The organism is Shewanella sp. 0m-8 (assembly GCF_052977265.1).
The window spans coordinates 1-20,454 of record NZ_JBRIMB010000023.1; the positions used below are offsets into that span (position 1 = coordinate 1).

A 20,454-nucleotide genomic window follows, 5' to 3' on the forward strand; every position below is an offset into this window, starting at 1 on the left:
CTGCATCCATGTTGCCATCTTGGGAGATCAGATCACGCTAACGGCAAAAGGTTCATTCGATTTAGGAAACAAGGCCGGTTACGATCCTAAAAAGCTATTTCCCAAATGTGACAATGGGTCATTAGACTGGTTACGAAAAGTGATCTACAAAAAAGAGAACTCTATTATTAGAAACGCTTATCTTTTATACGCTAAGACAGGGATGGGCCATTCACATGTAGCAACTATGGAACTACTTTTCAATATGTTAACTACAAAATCCAAAGATTGGAGTTACGAAAAGGAGTGGCGTTTCTTAGCTCCAGAAAAAGGGAATAGTCTTTTTAACCTAGAAATCGAAGCTGTATCAAGCATTACTTTCGGTCTAAGAACGCCTGTAGAAGCTAAAAATGCAATAGTTCATATATTGAAATATCACAAAAAGAAAACAAATTTCTTTCAGGCAGTACGTTGCAAAAACACTATTGGCTTAACTCGTGAGTATCTAGACTCAAGCTCTATTTATTGGGGGCTGCCGTACGAATAATAGTGATAACAAGCTGTTAAATAAGGACAAAACACAGTTTGATTTTGCTCCTTCGTCGCTTATTGTAGCCAATAACATTTAGCCTGTAACAGGGTGTTAAATCTCTTGAGGAGGTCAAGGTGTTCCCTATTAAAGAATATTTACAATATGTGAACTTGGCAGAGTTACATAAAAAAATCACTGATTTTAGAGATCTTGATATTAAAAATCTTAAATATACAGAAATACAAGAATCAATATTAAAAGTAATATCATTTACTACTCCAATTGGAGATTGTTGTTTGTTGAAACCACATATGGCCTCATACTCCAAAGGTACAAGGTTTTATAGAATTCGACCAATACCAGAGGGAATAGATGATTTCCCCTTAAAGTCCATGTCGACAATTAGTGATTGCTGGGAGCCTCCAGCTCATGTTGTTGGTATCGGCAGATTGAACAAGGTGAATGAGTCGTTACTGTATGTTTCCCCTACACCAGATACAGCTTGTGAAGAGCTTAGGGTATTAAATAACGAGTATTTCTCTTTAATTGTCTATGAAACTTTAGAAGAAATTAAAGTTACATGCATAGGCTTTTCTCCTAATGTAAATGGTTTATCGGAAGAAGAAGCGTTAAAGTTGCTAATGATTCAAGATTTTCTAAAGCATGAGTTCATTCGTGATGTAGGTAAAGGTACTGAGTTTCTTTATAAGATTTCTGAATCTATAACCAAAGATTATTTTGATTTACCTCCAGAATTACAAGATGCTTGGTGTTATCCATCAATAGCGAATAAAGGTGGTTATAATGTTTGCTTTAAACCTCAAGATCGTAATAAATTGAAATTACATGGAGTACAAATTGCTAAGGCATTTAAGTTCGATGAAGGTTATGCATTTAAGGTAAAATTGGTTGGCAAGCTTAGTTCAAATAAAAATGATTTGTCTTTTTATACAATTGGAACCAATCAACAGAAAGAATTATTTCCTGAAATATCGACTCAGATTCCAACGGGTGTTGTAGAAGAAATTTAACAGATTAGGATAGGCCGAGCGCAGCCGCGTCCTTATCCAAGTGTTGAACGAACCCGAGTTCGGCTTAAGAATACTTTTCGTAATTCGAAACGTAGAGTTTAGAGTTAAATCCTAACTATTTCCTGTCCAAAAGTGAGTTATAGCTCCTTTTATTTTTGCCATAACTTCAAAGCTAAATAATCCCAGCTGGCTTACAGAAAACACCAATTCCCCATCGAAGTTGCCGAAGTACGTTGGAATAAATCGCGTGATGCCGACAGGGATGTCGGCGTAGCTTTCGCGGGGCAGGATGCCCCATCGGAAGCGTTAGCTATTTATCCATAAGTATGAGGCCCGTATCTAATGCATGTAACTTCGTCGGGGCGGCTCGGGTGATGCAAGAGGGGGAAGCTGTTGTCCCCCTTTTGCCCGTGTGTGAGCTGGAAGCTCACGACCTTTATCAAACGAAGTTTGATTGATTTGGCTTTAGATTTACCTCAGCGGCAAGCGCCGACAAACTTTTGTCCAATAACGAGTTATGGTTTTAGTGTAATGGCATAGCTAATTAACCCTGTTAATTCTAAGCATAAAAAAACCTGCAAAGTGCAGGTTTTTTCTGGTGGTAAAACCGAGGCTCAATTACTTAAGCGGCTGGTTTTTCTCTGCAAACTGATTAAAAATTGCGTTAAATGACAATGATGCACCATGGGCAATCTTATCTGACAGCGTCTTCTTAAGCTGATAACGCACCTTAATAACGGTGCGCTCTTTTGCCAGATTCATGATCACATCATCACTGGTTGAGATCTCATCAACTAAGCCTAGTTCAATCGCTTGTTGACCATACCAGTGCTCACCTGTAGCAACCTTTGCAATATCTAGGTCTGGACGATATTTCGCAATGAACTCTTTAAAGAGTACATGGGTCTCTTCTAGCTCTTTTTGGAACTTTTCACGGCCTTCATCGGTATTTTCGCCAAAGATGGTTAAGGTGCGCTTAAAGTCGCCAGCAGTATGCTGCTCATAATCAATATCGTGCTTTTTCAATAAACGATTAAAGTTAGGCACCTGAGCAACCACACCAATTGAGCCAACAATAGCAAACGGCGCAGAGTAAATCTTATTCGCTACACAAGCCATCATATAACCACCACTAGCAGCGACTTTATCAACACAAATACTTAATGGGATCTCAGCTTGTCGTAAACGGTCAAGCTGGCTTGAGGCTAAACCATAGCCATGAACCATACCACCGCCGCTTTCGACATTAACAATCACTTCATCGCCTTTATCTGCAATAGCGAGAATGGCACTGATCTCTTCTCGCAATGACGCAACTTCACCCGCGTCGATGCTGCCTTTAAAATCAACAACGAAAACCTTAGGTTCAGTTTCTTCGACGTTATCTTTTTGTTCTTTTTCTTTGGCTTTCTCGTCAGCTTTTAACTGTTTTTCATAAGCTTTAAATGCTTTCTTAGATAGCAACTCTTCTTTCAAGTCATGCTTCAACAGCTTTAGGTTATCACTTAAATTCGTTAGCTTAAGTTCACCCTTATCAGCCTTGTGCTTAATCGTTGAGGCCAGCACTACAATCACGACAGCCAAAATAGCCACTACGATAGTGACAGCCTTAGCCAAAAACAAACCGTACTCGTACAGAAATTCCAAAATATTCTCCAGCTAAACCAATTCTATCTCTTCAATTGCGAGCTATTCTACCAGCCTATTTGGCAATAAAACATGCCAATAAAAAACCCAGCTTTCGCTGGGTCTTTTTTTGCACAAAATCGGCAATATGCGCTAGCTAATCTAGCCTACGGGCAGCTTTGGATCACACTGCTGTCTTGCACTAATATCGTTGCAGAGCCTTTACCTGCTGTTAGCGCAAATGCTGCCACTTCTTGCTGCATTTCAACTGTCGCTTGAGCCGCCATGCCATCTGTTACGCCATCAATCTCATCAGGGCTAACAATTGAGCTATGGTGGCCTTTACTAAAGCGCACCGCACCTGAGCCAGCTTCTGTTCTATCAATACACTTAAGACCAAGATTCGCAATCAAAGGCTCAGTACCTGATAGTGGGAAACCCTCAACCGTATTTGGCAATACCTGATCCGGTTTATTGCTACCATCGCCAACCACTTCGATTAAGTGAACAGGTAGCTGTGTGCCTGCAAGTGATGTTGCGTGGTTAATCGGATCCGCGCTATCAAATGCTGTTTGGACTGCGAACGCAAAGGTTGGAATAAACTCAGCGTAAACCGCTGCGACAATCGCATTGTATTCATCACTGCCCTCTTGTGCATCATTAACATTGGCTTCATCAACAAGAGCCTGGAATGACTCTGTAGCGACTATGGTGTCAAATAGTACAGGACCAAAGGTTGCTGAGCCTGCAAACGCACCAGCTAGGCCACCCGCAGGAGCCACTAAAGATGCTGCATTAACAACATAAGCATTTGGCAACTCAGTGCCACTTGCAGGATCTCTTAGACCAGTAGATGCATAGTTGGAGAACGTTGTACCAACGATGCCACCTAAACTTAAGCCCTGAGCACTGATTTTGCTGATATCAAAAACCTGAGGCTGCTGGGCTTGAGCAAGACCTAGATATAAACCTGTTAGTGCCGCACGCAATGCTAAATGGTCAACCGTTGCTTGGCGGAAATTATCACGCACAGTCAAGGTGCTCGCAATGTTAACAAAAGCCAGGGGATTACCGTTTTTAAAGGCATCGGGTGTACCGACAACAGCGCCATAGCTTGGATCCGTTGCTGATACTTCATAAATGCCATCACCATCGGCGTCAAATGAGCGCGCACCATGCAGTGGCATATCAATTGATATAGTCGCGATACCTGATGCAGCGTAAGTACCTGCATAAGCAAGAGCCATCTCTTTACCGCCGCCTAAACCATGCATAGCAATCGTTGTAGGCCAGCCGTTAGTCGGCGGCGTAAACGGTAAGCCTTGTTGCTGATAAAAACCGGCAAGCTTAGTCGCGTTAGGTAAGGTTATTTGTACAGCAACTTTCTCATATCCCTTAATCGCTGGGATTGGGTTGAACTTAGTAAGATGCTTAGCTGGATCTGCAGGAGTACCATCATCTAACAACCAGGTTTTACCTGCAAGCAACGCAGGATTGGTCAAAGCTGCAACCGCATCAACGCCTTGAGCTTCTGCTTGGGCAAAATAATTGGCTTGGCTTAGCGTTTGAGCTTCTAACGCCAATAGCACTGAAACAGGGCTATCGCCTTGCGCTTTCCAGTGGCCGTTTATTAAAGGGTTTAGATCTGCATCCAAACACGCAACCGAAGAGCAGTCGCCATAAATAGGCACTTGAATTTCAGCCTTATAAACATCCGCTAGATCTGAAACCACATAAGCAAGGCCATCTGCTGGTGTTAAACCTGCGGCTTGGGCAACTGTAATCACATTACCGCCCATAACAACCGGAGCAGGCATTGCAGTTAATTTGGGCGCGTATGGGTTGCCCTCTCTTGGGTCAACCATCAATAATTTGGTGGTCTCATAAACATCAGCCACTGACTGCGTCGTAAATAGTCCCGAGTAAGTCACCTCTTCAGAATTCGGACCACCTGCTGCAGCCATACCTTTTTCGTAACTGTTAACTAGAGTTTGTAAAAACAGCTGGTCAGGGGTTTCTAATGGCTTAGTTTCAATATCAAGTTTTAATAAACCGTAAGTGGCAGACGGCGCAATTGGACGCCCAGCGGAATCTTGAATAAGCGTTGTAGTTGCATAAATATATGACTGACCAGCTTTTAGTGGCTTAAGAGGGATAATCGCCACTTTATTGCCTGAGGCTTGGGAAACGTAATCAACGCCAAATTGTAATTCATCGCCCACTTTACAGGCCGAGACAGAAGGTGCACCGCTACATTCAGGATCCGATGACAGTGCGCCGCCAACGGTTGCTTCAAATACGCGAACAGCACCCGGCTGAGCAACGGATGCGGCATCAATCGTCAACACTGCGCCATCGTTATCTGTTGCTGGCATAACATCGATAGTAATTGGTGATGTCGTCGACCAACCATCGAGTGCACCTAATGCAATTTGGGGATCTGTATAATCACCATTCTCTTCACTTGGCGCATCTGGATCATCACTTTTGGGAATATTGATAGTGCCATCCATTGTGCCATTAAACAGTAAATCGTTTGGCAGTGGGAGTTGGCCATCAGCCGGATCAAAAACCATAACAGACTGAGGGACCAAAGGCTCAGTTTTGTCCACTAATTCATCATAAGTATCTTCGCTACACGCGGTGAGCCCCAATGCAGAGGTTATTGCTACGCCCAAAAAGAGTTTTTTCATCTTTTTTCCCCAAATCTTGTTGTAATAATTTTGTTTTCACTTCGAAATTGGTCACAATAGTAAATAATGTATGACCAAGAGGACTTATTGTTAGTCCTTAACTGAATTCAAGTTAACGTAAAATTATTGACTTAGCTACATTTTTGTCACAATCGAACACCAATTAAGCGGGCAAAAATTAATCGTATGTTTTAAACGGCTGTTTATCATATCAGCGACTCTAGAAGTGACGGGCGTTTGAGCTCTGAGGAAGTATTAACTCATGTTGGAATATCAAGCAGTAAAAGATTTACTAAAAGACAAAACCATCTTAGTGACTGGGGCAGGAGACGGTATTGGCAAGGCCGCGGCGATCGCTTTTGCAAAGCACGGCGCAACGGTGATTTTATTAGGCAAGACAGTTAAAAAACTAGAAGCCGTATATGATCACATTGAACAAGCGGGCTACCCTACACCCGCCATTGTTCCCCTCGATCTGAAAGGTGCTACAGAACAAAACTATAAAGATATGGCTGACACCATCGATGAGCAGTTCGGTAAGCTAGATGGGTTGCTACATAATGCCAGTGTACTGGGTGTTTTAGGTCCGTTTGAACACATAACAATGAGCACCGTAAATGAAGTGATGCAAGTGAACGTCATTGCAGAGATCATGCTGACTAAGGCCTTGCTGCCTGTTATGCGTAAATCAACCAGCGCATCACTCGTATTTACTTCTAGCAGTGTTGGTCGCCAAGGCCGTGCCTACTGGGGCGAATATGCTATCTCTAAATTCGCAACAGAGGGCATGATGCAGTCTTTAGCACATGAGTATGAAGGCACTAATGTGCGTGTTAACAGCATCAATCCTGGTGCAACTCGCACGGGTATGCGTGCAAATGCATTCCCTGCAGAGAACCCACAAACCCTAAAAGCACCAGATGACATCATGGCCACTTACCTGTATTTAATGGGTGATGACGCTAAAGAGATCAACGGCCAGCAACTTAACGCTCAGTAAGCGAAACATCGCCATACTGGCACGATAGAAACAAAACACTATCGGCACCACAAGATAGACACAAAAAGGCCGCTAAATTAGCGGCCTTTTTTATTCAGACAGTCTCCCGTCTTAAGATAAGAGTTAGCTACGCTGACGCGTAGGCTTGGGCTTACCTGAAGCCACTTTATGCTTGTGTACAGCACGCTTAATCTTAGCACTACGTACTTTGTTACGCGCAACACTGTGCTTGTCAGTACCTAGTAATGTACGGGTTTCTTCATCCATACCAGCCGTTTTGCGTAAGTAGTTCACTTCTTCAATTGGCAGTTCAATCCAACCACCACGTGGCAGGGCTTTAGGTAGTTCAATCATACCGTAACGAATACGGATCAAACGACTCACCTGAACTTCTTGTGACTCCCAAAGGCGTCGAACTTCGCGGTTACGGCCTTCAGCTAAGCTAACGTGCCACCACTTGTTCATGCCTTCGCCACCAGCAGCTTTAACTTTATCAAAGTTAGCTGGGCCATCTTCTAGCGTCACGCCCATACGTAAACGCTGAATACAGCCATCGGTCACTTCACCAAACGTACGCACAGCGTATTCACGCTCGACTTCATTTGATGGGTGCATCAGGCGGTTTGCCAATTCACCGTCAGAGGTAAACAACAATAGACCTGAAGTGTTAATATCCAATCGTCCTACTGCAACCCAGCGTGAATCGCGAGTTTTTGGTAAACGATCAAATACCGTTGGGCGACCTTCTGGGTCTTTACGACTACAGATCTCACCTTCAGGCTTATGGTAGGCGATGACTCGACAAACCACATCTGCTTCAGCACGAATAGAAACTGTACGGCCATCGATACGGATTTTAGCGTCAGTTTCAACGCGATCACCTAGGCTTGCAATTTCACCGTCAACACTAACTCGACCTGCAGCAATCCATGCCTCCATCTCACGACGGGAGCCATGGCCTGCACGGGCCAAGACTTTCTGCAATTTTTCACTCATTAGTAGACTCTTCTGTATTTTCGGCCACGATTTTTTCCGATGAAAAAAGTGCGGCCAATGATTCGGCATCTGACAAAGGTGGAAGTTCCACAATACTGTCTAAGCCGAAATAAGCTAGAAACTCGACCGTCGTTGCATAAAGCGCGGGTCTTCCCGGCACCTCTTTATGTCCTACAACTTTAATCCAATTTCTATCGTTTAAACTTTTTATAATGTGGCTGCTAACAGCAACCCCACGGACAAACTCAATGTCACCTCGGGTGACGGGTTGACGGTAAGCAATGACCGCCAACGTTTCTAATGTCGCACGCGAATATTTCGGCGCTTTTTCTTGCCATAGCGGTTGTAAAAATGGACTCAACTCAGCCAATGTCTGAAATCGATATCCTCCCGCTACTTTTACTAATTGTACACCTCGATTCTCATAATCGAGCTGTAACTCATCGATACATGCCTTAATTTTTACCCGTGACACATTAAATTGAGACAATACAGTCTCTTTCAATGCTTTAATTGTCATCGGCTTAGCCAACACAAATAGGCTGGCCTCAATTAACTGCTTAAGCTGGTCTGGATTTATCTGAGACAATCAGTACGCCCTAACATGTATCGTTGAAAATGGCTCAGCTTGCACAAGCTCAACCAGCAACTCTTTAACTAATTCCATTAACGCTAGGAAACTCACGACCACACCGCTGCGCCCCTCTTCAAAATCAAACAGCGCTTCGAACGGTAAATAGGTTTCAGCATTAAGTTTCGCTAAAATCTGTGCCATACGTTCGCGAGTCGATAACACTTCTCGCACGACATGGTGGCTTTCTGTCGCTTCAATACGCTTTAATACTGATGAAAATGCTCTGGCAATCTCAGTCAGTGAGACCTCTGGAGGCAGTAACTCAGGCTTGATGTTGGCGGCAGGAACCGCTTTTGCCTGAAATAAATCGCGCTCCATTCTAGGCAATTCATCCAGCTTTTCCTGCGCATCTTTGATCACTTCATAGGCTTTCAATTGACGGATCAACTGGGCCCGAGGATCTTCTTCATCTTCATGCTCAACTTCAGGCCTTGGTAGCAATAAGCGAGACTTAATCTCAGCTAAGGTTGCTGCCATGACAAGATAATCTGCCGCCAGCTCCACACGAGCTCCCTGCAGCAAATTAACGTACTCAAGGTACTGTTGCGTAATAGAGAAAACCGGTAAATCTACAACATCAAGTTTTTGTTTGCGGATTAAATAAAGCAGAAGATCTAATGGCCCTTCAAAAGACTCGAGAAAAACCTCTAACGCCTCTGGTGGAATAAAGAGGTCTTTTGGCATCACCTTGAACGGCTGGCCTCGAACAACGGCTAAAGGCAATTTTTGCTGAACGCCCTCCATCCGTAAACCCTCTATATTTTCGCAGACGCGCGATTATACCTGTATACCTAAGCTAGCTCAAGCTGCTCGTTTCAGACAATAGCGAGAAGTGACTTGGGGATCAATATATGTTGATTAAAGCTATAGGCCGTTATCAGTACAGCTATTAATGCTTTCTATTAATAACGGCAACAACGGCCGTCAAACTAAAGGAATGGCGTTACGTCGCCAGCACCTTCACGAACCACCTCTATTTCACCCTCTGACAAGTCGATGACCGTCGTCGGCTTTTCACCTAAGTAGCCACCGTGAATAATCAAGTCGACCTGATGTTCTAGGATGTCGCGAATATGCTCAGGATCAGACTCTGTAAACTCTTGTCCTGGCAAAATTAAGCTGGTTGACATTAATGGCTCACCTAACGCTTCAAGCAGCGCGAGTGCGATCACATTATTAGGAACGCGAATACCAATTGTCTTCTTCTTTGGGTTTTGAAGACGCTTAGGCACTTCTTTTGACGCCATAAAGATAAACGTATAAGGTCCTGGTGTATTTTGTTTAAGTAATCGATAGGCTTGATTATCAACGCGAGCATAAGTTGCCAGCTCTGATTGATCGCGGCACATTAGCGAAAAATTATGATCATTTTCAATCTGCCTGATACGCGCAATTTTGCTCATCGCGTTTTTATCGCCAATTAAGCAACCTAATGCATAGCCAGAATCGGTTGGGTACACAATCACACCACCGCTTTTTATCACATTCACTGCTTGGCTAATTAAGCGGGTTTGAGGGTTTTCCTCATGCATATAAAAAAACTGACTCATTGTACTACCTTCCATTTCTCTGATTGCCAAACCCAGTTCACGCCTTGGGGTTGGTACATATTTTTTCCGATTTCAATCCAACTACCTGGAAAATGAAAATCACTGCCTAACGAGCATGCCAGCCCATTTTGAATGCTGAGCGAAATGAGATTGTTGCGATCATCTATAGTCTGCTGTCCAAGCACCACTTCAATCGCATCACCACCGGCTTCTTTATATTCACGTACTAAACGCTTAAGCCATTTAGCCGACAACTTATAACCGCTCGGGTGTGCCAATACCGATACCCCACCCGCTTGATGAATTATCTCAATCGCGCTGGCCATATCACCCCAATTATTAGGTACATAGCCCGTTTTACCGCGCGCTAAATATTTTTTAAATACATTGGCAGTGTTAGTCGCATAACCTTTTTCAGCGAGCCAACGAGCATAATGGCCACGACTAATCGCCGCATCACCCGCATAAGCTTTTGCGCCTTCATAAGCGCCTTCAATACCCGCCTTGGCTAAACGCTCACCAATCTCTTGGGCCCGTGTTGATCGTAACTCACGTTGGTTAAATAAAAATGCGGCCAACTCGACATTATCGATATCTACATTGAGTGCAACGATATGAATATCAAAATTATTCCAACGGGTTGAGATCTCAACACCGTTAATCAGCTCTAATGGGGTTTCATGAGACTGATTAAAGTCATGGGCTTCTTTCAAGCCCTCTGTCGTATCGTGATCGGTAATGGCAAACATATGCACGCCTTTACTTATCGCGCGTGCTATTAATTCTGATGGGGTTAATTGACCATCGGATGCGGTCGTGTGGCTGTGCAAGTCAACCAATTTAATGTCTGTGGTATTTTCATCTTTCATGGGCATATGATACTTGAGTTTATCCAGTAAAGGTGACTTTAATCCGGTTTTTAGTCATTTACTCCAACTCAAGCGCCTAAACCGACTTAAAAACCCACACTTTTATATTAAACATTAACAGAGAAACATCGGTTATCCGCTTCATTTAGCCGCAACCATTTACACGCATATTAAATAGGCCTTTTACTCCTTATAAAATCAAAAAAACGATTCGACTAATTAAGTAAACCCATTTATACATTTTTTTGAACACACTCAACAAATACCAGCTATTTCAACCACTTTACATGTTCACATCGACAGTTCCAGCGCTATAAATCACTTATTATTGTTACGCCATTAATGGTTCTTACCAGGTTCAACGTCCTCATCAGTTAAGCGAGGTTGAGCCATCAAATCATTACCCTTGTTATAGAGTAAATATAAAAATGAAAAAGACATACCTAGCATTAGTGCTACTGAGTACTATGCCCTTGCTAGCTCATGCCGAAAAAGAGATGGAATTTGCACCTTCATATCTGAGTGTTGAAGGTGATAAAAAGCCGGAGTTAAAACAATGGCGCGACGCTAAAAGCTGCAAAGGCTGCCACCCTCGGCAGTGGAAAGGCTGGCAAGGCTCTATGCACTCCATTGCCTTTATCGACCCTGTGTTTCAAGCTGAATGGGCGATGGGGGAAAAAGAAACCAATGGGGCAGCCAAAAATCTATGCGGTGGTTGCCACACAGTGCTAGGTACCGTAACCCAAACCGTTGAGTTTAAATCTGAATCCGGTAAGTTTGGCGGTTTCACGACCCAAGCAATTGCTAATCAAGGCGTATCTTGTGAAGTCTGTCATAGCGTCGTTGATACCAACATGTCCCACACAGCCATGGGTGAGCACGGTAATGCGTCATTAGCTATCGCCAATGACAAAGTTAAACGCGGTCCATTTGACGACGCTAAGCCTCGTGGCCACAAAGCCGAGTATTCTGAGCTGCATACTAAATCAGAGTTTTGTGCCAATTGTCATAATGTGTTCAACCCTGTTCACGATAACTTTGCGCTAGAACATACTTATGATGAATGGAAAAAGTCAGCCTACGCTGCTGCCGACATCCAATGTCAGGATTGCCATATGGTGCCAGTGGAAACCGCCATGCGCGTGGCTGATGAAATGCTGCCTGCAAACAAGCTTGTGGATCACCGTTTAGGTGGTAAAGCCGCATCTGGTGGGCCGATTAGAAGCTTAGTGCACGACCATGGTTTTGTTGGTGGTAACGCTGTGCTGGCTCCATTACTGGGTGTTGAAAATGGCCAGGCTCACGCAAATGAAGCAATTAAGCGTTTAAAAACAGCCGCAGCTTTAGATGCTAAAGTCACAGGAACCGTGACTTCCCCAGTACTTGAAGTGACGGTGCACAATCGCCGTGCAGGCCATGACTTACCGACTAGTCTCACCTTTATTCGCCAGATCTGGCTAGAAGTGATTGTGCGTGATGTAAACGGTAAGGAGATCATGCGTTCTGGTTCATTAACGGCAGACAATGCATTACCGGAAGGTACAGTGGTTTTTCAAGACACCTCTGTAGATGTTCACGGTAAGCCTGAACATAAACCTTGGAGGGTCGCCAACTTCTCAGTACAAAATACGATTCCAGCCAAAGGCTCGAAAACAGTTAACTACCCGTTTACTCTGCCTACTGGCGTGGCGGAATATAGTGTTGAAACCAAGCTACATTATCGCTCGTTCGATCAAAGTGTTGCAGATCTACTACTAGAAGATAAAGTGATTGTGCCTTCGGTTGAAATGGTTAGCTTAAGTCAAACCTATCAAGGCTTAATGCGTAAATAATCGCTTAATTTGTTAATATGCCGTCACCCTAACCTTGAGTTAGGGTGACGTTTATTGCGGCATAGGGTAAGTTTAGCCACAATTCAATTTCACTTGACGCTGACACTGCGCTGCAGAGTCCTCAGCCGATTCAACCCCAAGACAATAATCGAATCTTAACACCCGCTTTTCAGCTATCGCCGTTTGCTGCGGTTCTATCTGTTGCCAACGCCAACGTTTAATCAGTTTTTTAGAATACTTACCCAAGTGCTTATTCGGAATTGAGCTTACTACTTCAACATTTTCAGTCGTTCCATTTTCAGTAATATCAAATGACAAAACGGTGCAACCTTGAACTCTAGCTCGAGCAAATTCTATTGGATAGTTCGGTGCATTAACTTCTTCTCGATGCCAGGTTTTCGGCGTATCCATGGAAATCTCAGTCTGCAAAACTTCCCCATAAATGCGATTCTCGTTGCCCATTTTGGCGTAACTCATTTGCGGAAATAACAGTAATAGCACCGTGCATCCAATTAATTTCATATACATTCCTTTGTGTAACTTTGAGCTTAAGGTGACAATCTAGGCTACATTACTCAAGAGCAAAAAGCATTCTTCCTAAAATAAAGTTCCGATACAGCTTTAACCTTAATCTAATAGATTGCCAATAGAATTATTCAAAATTTTCAGCGGTAACTTCAACTCGAAATAACCTTAGCATTATTGTAAATAGCTGTTGACAAGATTGTTCTTAATATTAACCACTTCACAGAGCTTATAACCCGGTTGCTCAAGCTTACTTAAGCTATCGGCTATCACTTTTTCCTCGCAAGCTTGCATGCTACACTCAGCCTCACTTTTATTAATTTTTAAACTGACACGCCCCTATGAAACAGTTGCTCGACTTCTTACCTCTTATTATCTTTTTTGCTGTTTATAAATTTTTCGACATCTACGTTGCCAGTGGCGCGTTAATCGCGGCAACTGCGCTACAACTTATCATCAGTTACATGCTATATAAGAAGCTTGAAAAAATGCATCTTATTACTTTTGTCATGGTAACGGTATTTGGCTCGCTAACACTTATTTTGCACGATGATTCATTTATCAAATGGAAAGTCACTATAGTCTATGCCTTGTTTGCCATCGCACTGGGTGTAAGCCAGGTAATGAATAAGCCAATTTTAAAGAGTATGCTCGGAAAAGAATTGGTTGTAGAAGATAAAATATGGGCGCATGTAACCTGGTATTGGGTTAGCTTTTTTGTCATTTGTGGCCTGGTTAACATCTATGTTGCTTTTAGTCTGTCACAAGAAACCTGGGTTAACTTCAAGGTATTCGGTTTGACTGCGCTAACACTTATCAATACTGTGTTAACCGTCCTCTATCTGTTTAAAAACATGTCTGAAGAAGATCGTAAGGAACTCAAATAATGTGGTACATGATTTCATCGCAAGATATTGAAAATAGTCTAGAAAAACGTTTATCTGTCCGTGCAGACCATTTAGCTCGCCTGCAGCTTCTTGCTGACGAAGGTCGTCTGTTGATTGCCGGTCCACACCCAGCCATTGACAGTGAGAATCCGGGTGAAGCAGGCTTCACAGGTTCGCTGGTTGTCGCTGACTTTGCTTCACTTGAAGATGCACAGTGCTGGGCCGATGCTGACCCATATATTGCTGCAGGTGTGTATGAAAGCGTTATCGTTAAGCCATACAAACTTGTATTGCCGTAAATAAAAAGGACTGACAAGTGAAGATTGTTTCATTTAATATCAATGGATTGCGAGCTAGATTACACCAACTTCAAGCACTCATCGACACTCATCAGCCCGACATTATCGGCCTGCAAGAGACAAAAGTGCACGATGAAGCGTTTCCTTTGGCCGATGTAGAGGCTATGGGCTATCACGTCCATTACCATGGCGGCAAAGCCCATTATGGTGTAGCTATGCTATCAAAAGCAGAGCCAACAAAGGTTCAAAAAGGTTTCCCTACTGATGAAGAAGACGCCCAGCGTCGTATGATAATGGGTACCTTTGTGCAGGAAAATGGTCGTCCACTCACAGTGCTCAACGGCTACTTTCCTCAAGGCGATAACATCAGCCATGAGACTAAGTACCCAGCTAAGCGTAAGTTCTACAAAGATTTAATGCTGTACCTTAATGAGTATCACAATGCAGATGAAGACATTGCTATTATTGGCGATATCAACATCTCTCCTGTCGATCTCGATATTGGTATTGGTGAGCCTAATGCTAAACGCTGGTTAAAAACGGGGAAATGTAGTTTCCAGCCAGAGGAACGTGAGTGGCTAAAAACACTGATGGATTGGGGTCTAGTCGATACTTTCCGTGAACTTCACCCGACTCGCAGCGAGCGCTACTCTTGGTTCGATTATCGCAGTAAAGGCTTTGTCGATAATCGCGGCCTACGTATCGATGTGGTCTTGGCAACGAAATCTTTGGCTCAACGCCTAACTGAATCAGATGTGGATTATGATCTACGCGGTATCGAAAAACCGTCAGATCACGCGCCAATCTGGAGCACCTTTAGTTAAAAACCAAATTGGTTCCTCACAAAAAAGCCAGCAATCTGCTGGCTTTTTTATGATTAAAATAAAGGAGTTAGCTTAAATTTTTACCAAAGTATATTGACCTAAAATCTGTTCAAGTCCTTTTGATGAACTCGCTAAGCTGCTGGCCGAACTCACCGAGCTTTGCGCGGTTTCTTTAATTATTTCCGCTTGACCGCGAATATCATTCAGTTGTGTTGAGATCTCACGAGAGGCTGCACTTTGCTCTTCTGACGATGCAGCAATTTGTGAACTCATATCAAACACAATACTGATTGAACTGGCCATACTGTCAACGTCATGGCCTACTGATTCGATAGCTACACGACCTTTGTCAGCTTGTGAGACGATCTCATTTGTAATGTCTGACAGCTTACCCGTGCCCATTTGCAAGCCCTCAATCATAGACTGGATCTCAACCGTTGCTTGCTGTGTGCGGCTCGCTAACGTGCGAACTTCATCTGCAACAACGGCAAAACCTCTACCTTGCTCACCTGCACGAGCAGCTTCAATGGCTGCATTTAACGCCAGTAAGTTAGTTTGCTCAGAAATGCCGTTAATCGTAGTCACCATTGCACCAATTTCTGTTGCTGCATGGTTTAAGTCCTCTACTGACGCCGATGCTTCAGAAATTTTGCTCGTCAGCACGCCTATACGGGTTACCGCTTCAGCGATTTGAGTTTGACTATTAGCCGCTTGCGCCGCATTTTGCTGAGTTTGCTCAGAGGTATTAGATGCACTATGAGACACCTCCTCCACCGCAGCCGTCATCTGCGACATGGCTACAGCTACAGTATCTAAAAACTGATGCTGAAAATGCGTCAACTCTTCACTGCGACTCGCTTGCTGGGTAAACTCGTCAGCTGCATTATTCAGGGTTTGAACATTGCTTGAAATCGCCTGCACCATTTCACTCATGTTATCGGCACTTCTATCAATTTCACTGGCGATAAGGCTGAAATCATCTTTACCGAAAAAGTGAAGTCTATGGGTTAAGTCACCATCAGCAAGTCGCTTAATCGCCATGTACATATCCCATAGCCCGCCACCTAATGATGTCGACACCCAATAACTCAAAAGATACAAGGGCAGTAGCCCAACAAAGGCCAGCAGTAGCATTAGATTAGCTTGTGAAAGTGCCTGCTTCTCCCAGCTCCCTACATGCACTTGTTGACTTAGCGCGCTGCTACCCACTTGTGCACTGACTAAAAGCATATCACCACGGCGTGAAGTCGATAGCGCATTGCTAACTTCAATTCCCGCTTTTTGTGCAAATTTGCTCAGCGAACTGCCTGTAAGTTGTTCTGCATTAGCGATATTGGCATAAGCATCAATGCTTGATTGTGCGCGTGCCAATGAGGTGGATTCGATAAACTGCTTACTGTGATGATAGTTTGTTAATGCGACGGTGGCACTGAGCAGTGTCACCATAGTACAAAGTAGCCAAAATTTGCCATTTAGGCTTAATTTGATCAACAGAGCGTCAATTTTGCGGAAATTAATCTGTTTCATTCTATCTTCCCTTGGCCAAAGCCACCCTCAAGTACGGTCCGGCTCTTCACCGAACCATAGAGGTTACTATTATTATATTTATTGATGTACCGTAAAGCAGACTGTTTGTTAAGACTCATTGGCCTCAGCTGTGACACTACCCTGCATTTTCTTGGTTAAACTGATCAATTGGCCAGTAAGTAAACTCATGCAGTAACCGAGTACCGCGCCCAATAGTAATGGCGGAATGATGGCAGCAATATCGGCACCCATGGCAAAAGTGATACAACAGCCAATAAATGCGCCGGGGATAAATGCCAGTTTTTGATGGCTAGCCTGCAAGCACATTGCTGCCGTTGCGATCCCCGTTAAGGTGTAACCCAGTAATGGCGAGACAAAGAAGCTGCTCCCTGAAATAATTAACCAGCCCCAGAAAACCCCAGAAAGATTGGTAGCCATCGCCATCAACATGCCTTTTACGCCGGCATGAGTCTGGGCAAAGAAGGTGCTACAGCTTAGAAAACCTATCCAGGTAACAAGATGTAGTACATCTGCCACACCGGCCCAAATAGCTGCAAGTAATCCTGCTGAAATAGCAATCTGCCAACGATTTTCCATAGCTTACCTCTTTACCGTTAACCCACTTACAGCAAGTGAGTTACTATCAGGTGATCTAAATTACCTTTTTTATATGTAAAAAAACACGATCTAGCGCCAATTATCCGGTTTGCTTGCCGATAAAGTGCACAAAAAGCCCAGTTTTGTAGTAAAAAAACTAATTTAACGCTACAACAAGGTAAACAAACAGACCAATATAAAATATTCAAAATATGGCTTATGCCTTAGGCCTTGGTTGTAGTCTGGATGAAATAGCCAATAAAAAAGCGCCTAAAGGCGCTTTTCAACTCGGTGATATTAGACCGATTGCAAAGTAGAACTGACTCACGCAAACAACAAATTGATGCTACCGTTAGTCAAATAATTGATCGGCAACAAATGGGTTTTGTACTCGTTCATCCCCAAACGTGGATAATGGACCATGGCCAGGAATAAACTGCACATCATTACCCAAAGGCCAAAGCTTTGTCGTTATCGACTCAATTAAATCTTGATGGTTTGATAATGGAAAATCGGTTCTGCCGATAGAACCTCTAAACAAAACGTCACCGACCCAAGCTGTTTTACTGTCTTTAGCAAAAAACACCACATGTCCTGGAGTATGACCCGGGCAATGGATCACATTGAGTACTTGCTGACCCACGCTAACCTGGTCACCTTCTTCAAGATATTGTGTCGGTGCAAAGGCGTCACAATGTACAAACCCAAAGTGCTGACTTTGTTTCGGCAAACTGTCAAGCCAGTAGTCGTCAGCCTTATGAGGGCCAATAATAGGCACATTCAGTTGATCCGCTAATAATTTTGCCGCACCAACATGATCAATATGACCATGAGTCAGTAATACTTTTTCCACCACCACTTTGTTTTTAGCAGCTTCCTCTAGAATACGTTCAATATTACCACCGGGATCGACCACAGCCGCTTTCATTGTTTGCTCGCACCAGATTAAACTACAATTTTGCTGAAATGGGGTGACGGGTATTAACTGATACTTCATCGATAATCACCTAAGGCTCTATGTTTCGCTGTGAATGAATAAAGATTACGCCATGTTGGGCTTTTCGACTATCTATTATTAGGATATTTTGCTCTAACGCTCACAAAATCTGCATTAAATTTTTACCCCATCCTAACTCCGTTTGTCGCTTTATCTTTCCTGCGGGATAAACACTGCATTGGTCATAATTTTTGGTATACAATCGTCAACACTCATTCGCTGTCAGTTCAGTGCAAAACTGACATAGCAATCCTAAGTTATAACCTAACAAGAACTCTTTATAAAAGGTCGACTCGATGACTTCTGAATGTTCAGCCCAACTCACTTTTGCAGGCATGATTGCCCGTAAACATCAATTTCGTTTACCACTTAACTATCAAGAACCTGATGGCGAGCAAATTTCAATATTTGCCCGTGAGCTCTCAAGTCCAGACAATCAGGGTAAAGCCTTACCTTTTATTGTTTTCTTTCAAGGCGGACCTGGGTTTGGCGCCGTTCGCCCCGCGGCGAATGGTGGCTGGATCAAGCGGGCTCTTAAAGAGTACCGCGTGTTGCTTCTCGACCAACGAGGTACAGGCCTTTCAACGCCAGTAAGCTATGCCAGTTTGGCGCATATGTCTGCCAGCGAACAAGCCGAATACCTGAGCCACTTTAGAGCCGATAATATCATTCGCGATGCTGAGTCTATCCGTAAACGGCTCACCGATAATGAGAAGTGGAGCATTCTAGGACAAAGCTTTGGTGGTTTTTGTGTACTTAAGTACTTAAATGATGCGCCTGAAGGCTTAACTGAAGCCTATATCACGGGTGGCATTCCGTCACTGACTCGCAGTCCAGATGAGGTTTATCAAGCGACCTACAAACGGGTACTTGCAAAAAACCAAGACTTTTTTAAGCGCTTTAGCGATGCACAAGACTTGATTAAAAACCTAGCCTGTCATATCCAAGCAAACCCAGTAACCTTAGCCACTGGCGAGCGCCTTACTGTCGAGATGTTGCAGCTGCTCGGGATCAATATTGGCATGGAGCAAGGCCCTGAGAGCATCTATTACCTGCTAGAGCAGGCGTTGATAGAAACGGCATCGGGTACACAAGTTAATCCGCTGTTCCTCGCGCATTTTTGTCAGTTGCTTGATTACAACACCAATCCAATATTTGCACTGCTACATGAGTCTATCTATTGCCAACAAACTGCGTCTAACTGGGCCGCTCACCGAGTGAGAGCGGAGTACCCTGAGTTCAACTACAGCAGCGAAAAGCCTTTCTTATTTACCGGCGAGATGATCTACCCATGGATGTTTGAGCAGTTTAATAACCTAAAACCCCTGCAACAAGCATCGAAGCTTCTGGCACAAAAACAGGATTGGCCAACCATTTACCAAGCCGACACACTTGCAAATAATCAAGTCCCCGTTACCGCTGCTATTTATAGTGAAGATATGTTTGTAGAGATGCAGTACAGCCTAGAAACCGCTGTGAAAATCGGTAACCTTAAGTATTGGCTGACTTCAGAATATGAACACAATGGGATTCGAATGGATGGTGAGCACATCCTCGATAGATTAATCACAATTAATCGTGGGGAAACGCTACGTTAATTAATAAACACTTAAGCTTGATGGAACATTATGTAATCTGTTCCTCACCTGTATCACTTTCGCAAGCCTTATTAAGGCTTGCTTTTTTTTGCCTCATTTTGTCGAAGACCACTCACTCTATATCTGTATTGGAAAATCTGCCATTAACGGCACATACTTTTGCTATGACCCTAAATTGTTGCCCCTTAACTTGTGAGCATATGTGCTTAAGGTAAATAGATGAACAGTGATAAACTCGATACGCTACCTGGCGAGATCTTAGTCGGCATTGCTAATGAGCACCTACGTTTAAACTGCAAAGACCGCCAGGCGCTGTTTTATGATCTTGATATTGCAAGTGAACTACTAGAGCAAAAATTGGCTGCAAGTGGCTTTGTGTACGACAAAAATTGCAATCAGTATAAGCCGCGTTAACTTAATATCGATTTACTTACTTCTCTATTTACCTATTTCTTTAT

20 protein-coding genes are annotated in these 20,454 nt (G+C 43.4%); 9 read left to right on the plus strand and 11 right to left on the minus strand.

From position 1 onward, the window contains the following. On the plus strand, positions 1–526 hold a 526-nt coding region (locus tag ACVBIO_RS12220; RefSeq protein WP_447172723.1), incomplete at its 5' end, for a DUF2971 domain-containing protein. A 119-nt stretch (positions 527–645) separates the two neighbouring features. Next, positions 646–1,542 carry a hypothetical protein gene (locus tag ACVBIO_RS12225; protein WP_447172724.1) on the plus strand — a complete coding sequence of 299 codons (897 nt, stop codon included), beginning with the start codon at positions 646–648 and terminating at the stop codon, positions 1,540–1,542. A gap of 618 nt (positions 1,543–2,160) precedes the next feature. On the opposite strand, the gene sohB is transcribed toward ACVBIO_RS12225, so the two are convergent. Both sohB and ACVBIO_RS12235 read right to left on the minus strand, forming a co-directional pair. After that, a complete protein-coding gene (gene sohB / locus ACVBIO_RS12230) occupies positions 2,161–3,189 on the minus strand; it encodes a protease SohB (protein WP_447162070.1) in 1,029 nt (342 codons plus the stop codon). 146 nt (positions 3,190–3,335) lie between these two features. Beyond that, positions 3,336–5,861, minus strand: coding sequence for a VolA/Pla-1 family phospholipase (locus ACVBIO_RS12235; protein ID WP_447164145.1), 2,526 nt, complete (start codon positions 5,859–5,861; stop codon positions 3,336–3,338). Between the two features lie 262 nt (positions 5,862–6,123). Here ACVBIO_RS12235 and ACVBIO_RS12240 point away from each other — a divergent pair, with 262 nt between their 5' ends. Next, the gene (locus ACVBIO_RS12240; protein WP_447162068.1) at positions 6,124–6,861 is read left to right on the plus strand and encodes a YciK family oxidoreductase; all 738 of its coding nucleotides are present in this window, start codon (positions 6,124–6,126) and stop codon (positions 6,859–6,861) included. Positions 6,862–6,984: 123 nt separating this feature from the next. Here the strand turns inward: ACVBIO_RS12240 and rluB are convergent, their stop codons facing one another. From rluB to rnm, 5 genes are all read right to left on the minus strand, one after another. After that, positions 6,985–7,857 carry a 23S rRNA pseudouridine(2605) synthase RluB gene (gene rluB / locus ACVBIO_RS12245; RefSeq protein ID WP_447162067.1) on the minus strand — a complete coding sequence of 291 codons (873 nt, stop codon included), beginning with the start codon at positions 7,855–7,857 and terminating at the stop codon, positions 6,985–6,987. Continuing rightward, on the minus strand, positions 7,850–8,446 hold the full coding sequence (gene scpB / locus ACVBIO_RS12250) for an SMC-Scp complex subunit ScpB (protein WP_447162066.1): 597 nt from the start codon (positions 8,444–8,446) through the stop codon (positions 7,850–7,852). Before scpB ends, rluB begins: the two co-directional genes overlap by 8 nt. Next, on the minus strand, positions 8,447–9,235 hold the full coding sequence (locus ACVBIO_RS12255) for a segregation and condensation protein A (RefSeq protein WP_447162065.1): 789 nt from the start codon (positions 9,233–9,235) through the stop codon (positions 8,447–8,449). Between the two features lie 185 nt (positions 9,236–9,420). Then, positions 9,421–10,041, minus strand: a complete 621-nt coding sequence (locus tag ACVBIO_RS12260) for an L-threonylcarbamoyladenylate synthase (RefSeq protein WP_447162064.1) — start codon at positions 10,039–10,041, stop codon at positions 9,421–9,423. Further along, a complete protein-coding gene (rnm, locus tag ACVBIO_RS12265) occupies positions 10,038–10,916 on the minus strand; it encodes an RNase RNM (protein ID WP_447164144.1) in 879 nt (292 codons plus the stop codon). Before rnm ends, ACVBIO_RS12260 begins: the two co-directional genes overlap by 4 nt. Positions 10,917–11,338: 422 nt before the next feature. Here rnm and ACVBIO_RS12270 point away from each other — a divergent pair, with 422 nt between their 5' ends. Then, a complete protein-coding gene (locus ACVBIO_RS12270) occupies positions 11,339–12,742 on the plus strand; it encodes a multiheme c-type cytochrome (protein ID WP_447164143.1) in 1,404 nt (467 codons plus the stop codon). Between the two features lie 72 nt (positions 12,743–12,814). Here the strand turns inward: ACVBIO_RS12270 and ACVBIO_RS12275 are convergent, their stop codons facing one another. Continuing rightward, the gene (locus ACVBIO_RS12275) at positions 12,815–13,264 is read right to left on the minus strand and encodes an energy transducer TonB (protein ID WP_447164142.1); all 450 of its coding nucleotides are present in this window, start codon (positions 13,262–13,264) and stop codon (positions 12,815–12,817) included. Between the two features lie 344 nt (positions 13,265–13,608). On the opposite strand from ACVBIO_RS12275, the gene ACVBIO_RS12280 reads away from it, so the two are divergent. The 3 genes from ACVBIO_RS12280 to xthA are packed head-to-tail and all read left to right on the plus strand — an operon-like array spanning position 13,609 to position 15,277. Continuing rightward, the gene (locus ACVBIO_RS12280; protein ID WP_447162060.1) at positions 13,609–14,154 is read left to right on the plus strand and encodes a septation protein A; all 546 of its coding nucleotides are present in this window, start codon (positions 13,609–13,611) and stop codon (positions 14,152–14,154) included. Then, complete coding sequence (locus tag ACVBIO_RS12285; RefSeq protein ID WP_447162059.1) at positions 14,154–14,453, plus strand: YciI family protein; 300 nt, start codon at positions 14,154–14,156, stop codon at positions 14,451–14,453. Before ACVBIO_RS12280 ends, ACVBIO_RS12285 begins: the two co-directional genes overlap by 1 nt. Positions 14,454–14,470: 17 nt before the next feature. After that, the gene (gene xthA / locus ACVBIO_RS12290; protein ID WP_447162058.1) at positions 14,471–15,277 is read left to right on the plus strand and encodes an exodeoxyribonuclease III; all 807 of its coding nucleotides are present in this window, start codon (positions 14,471–14,473) and stop codon (positions 15,275–15,277) included. A gap of 72 nt (positions 15,278–15,349) precedes the next feature. On the opposite strand, the gene ACVBIO_RS12295 is transcribed toward xthA, so the two are convergent. The 3 genes from ACVBIO_RS12295 to ACVBIO_RS12305 all read right to left on the minus strand — a co-directional run bounded on the left by ACVBIO_RS12295 (position 15,350) and on the right by ACVBIO_RS12305 (position 18,398). Beyond that, the gene (locus ACVBIO_RS12295; protein ID WP_447172725.1) at positions 15,350–16,804 is read right to left on the minus strand and encodes a methyl-accepting chemotaxis protein; all 1,455 of its coding nucleotides are present in this window, start codon (positions 16,802–16,804) and stop codon (positions 15,350–15,352) included. Between the two features lie 108 nt (positions 16,805–16,912). Beyond that, entirely contained in the window at positions 16,913–17,401 is a 489-nt protein-coding gene (locus ACVBIO_RS12300) for a DUF1097 domain-containing protein (protein WP_447162056.1), read from the minus strand. A gap of 352 nt (positions 17,402–17,753) precedes the next feature. After that, positions 17,754–18,398 carry an MBL fold metallo-hydrolase gene (locus ACVBIO_RS12305; protein WP_447162055.1) on the minus strand — a complete coding sequence of 215 codons (645 nt, stop codon included), beginning with the start codon at positions 18,396–18,398 and terminating at the stop codon, positions 17,754–17,756. Positions 18,399–18,694: 296 nt separating this feature from the next. Between ACVBIO_RS12305 and ACVBIO_RS12310 the strand changes: the two genes are divergently transcribed. Continuing rightward, positions 18,695–19,996, plus strand: coding sequence for an alpha/beta fold hydrolase (locus tag ACVBIO_RS12310; RefSeq protein WP_447172726.1), 1,302 nt, complete (start codon positions 18,695–18,697; stop codon positions 19,994–19,996). 219 nt (positions 19,997–20,215) lie between these two features. After that, on the plus strand, positions 20,216–20,410 hold the full coding sequence (locus ACVBIO_RS12315) for a DUF4250 domain-containing protein (RefSeq protein ID WP_447162053.1): 195 nt from the start codon (positions 20,216–20,218) through the stop codon (positions 20,408–20,410). Positions 20,411–20,454: the final 44 nt, after the last annotated feature.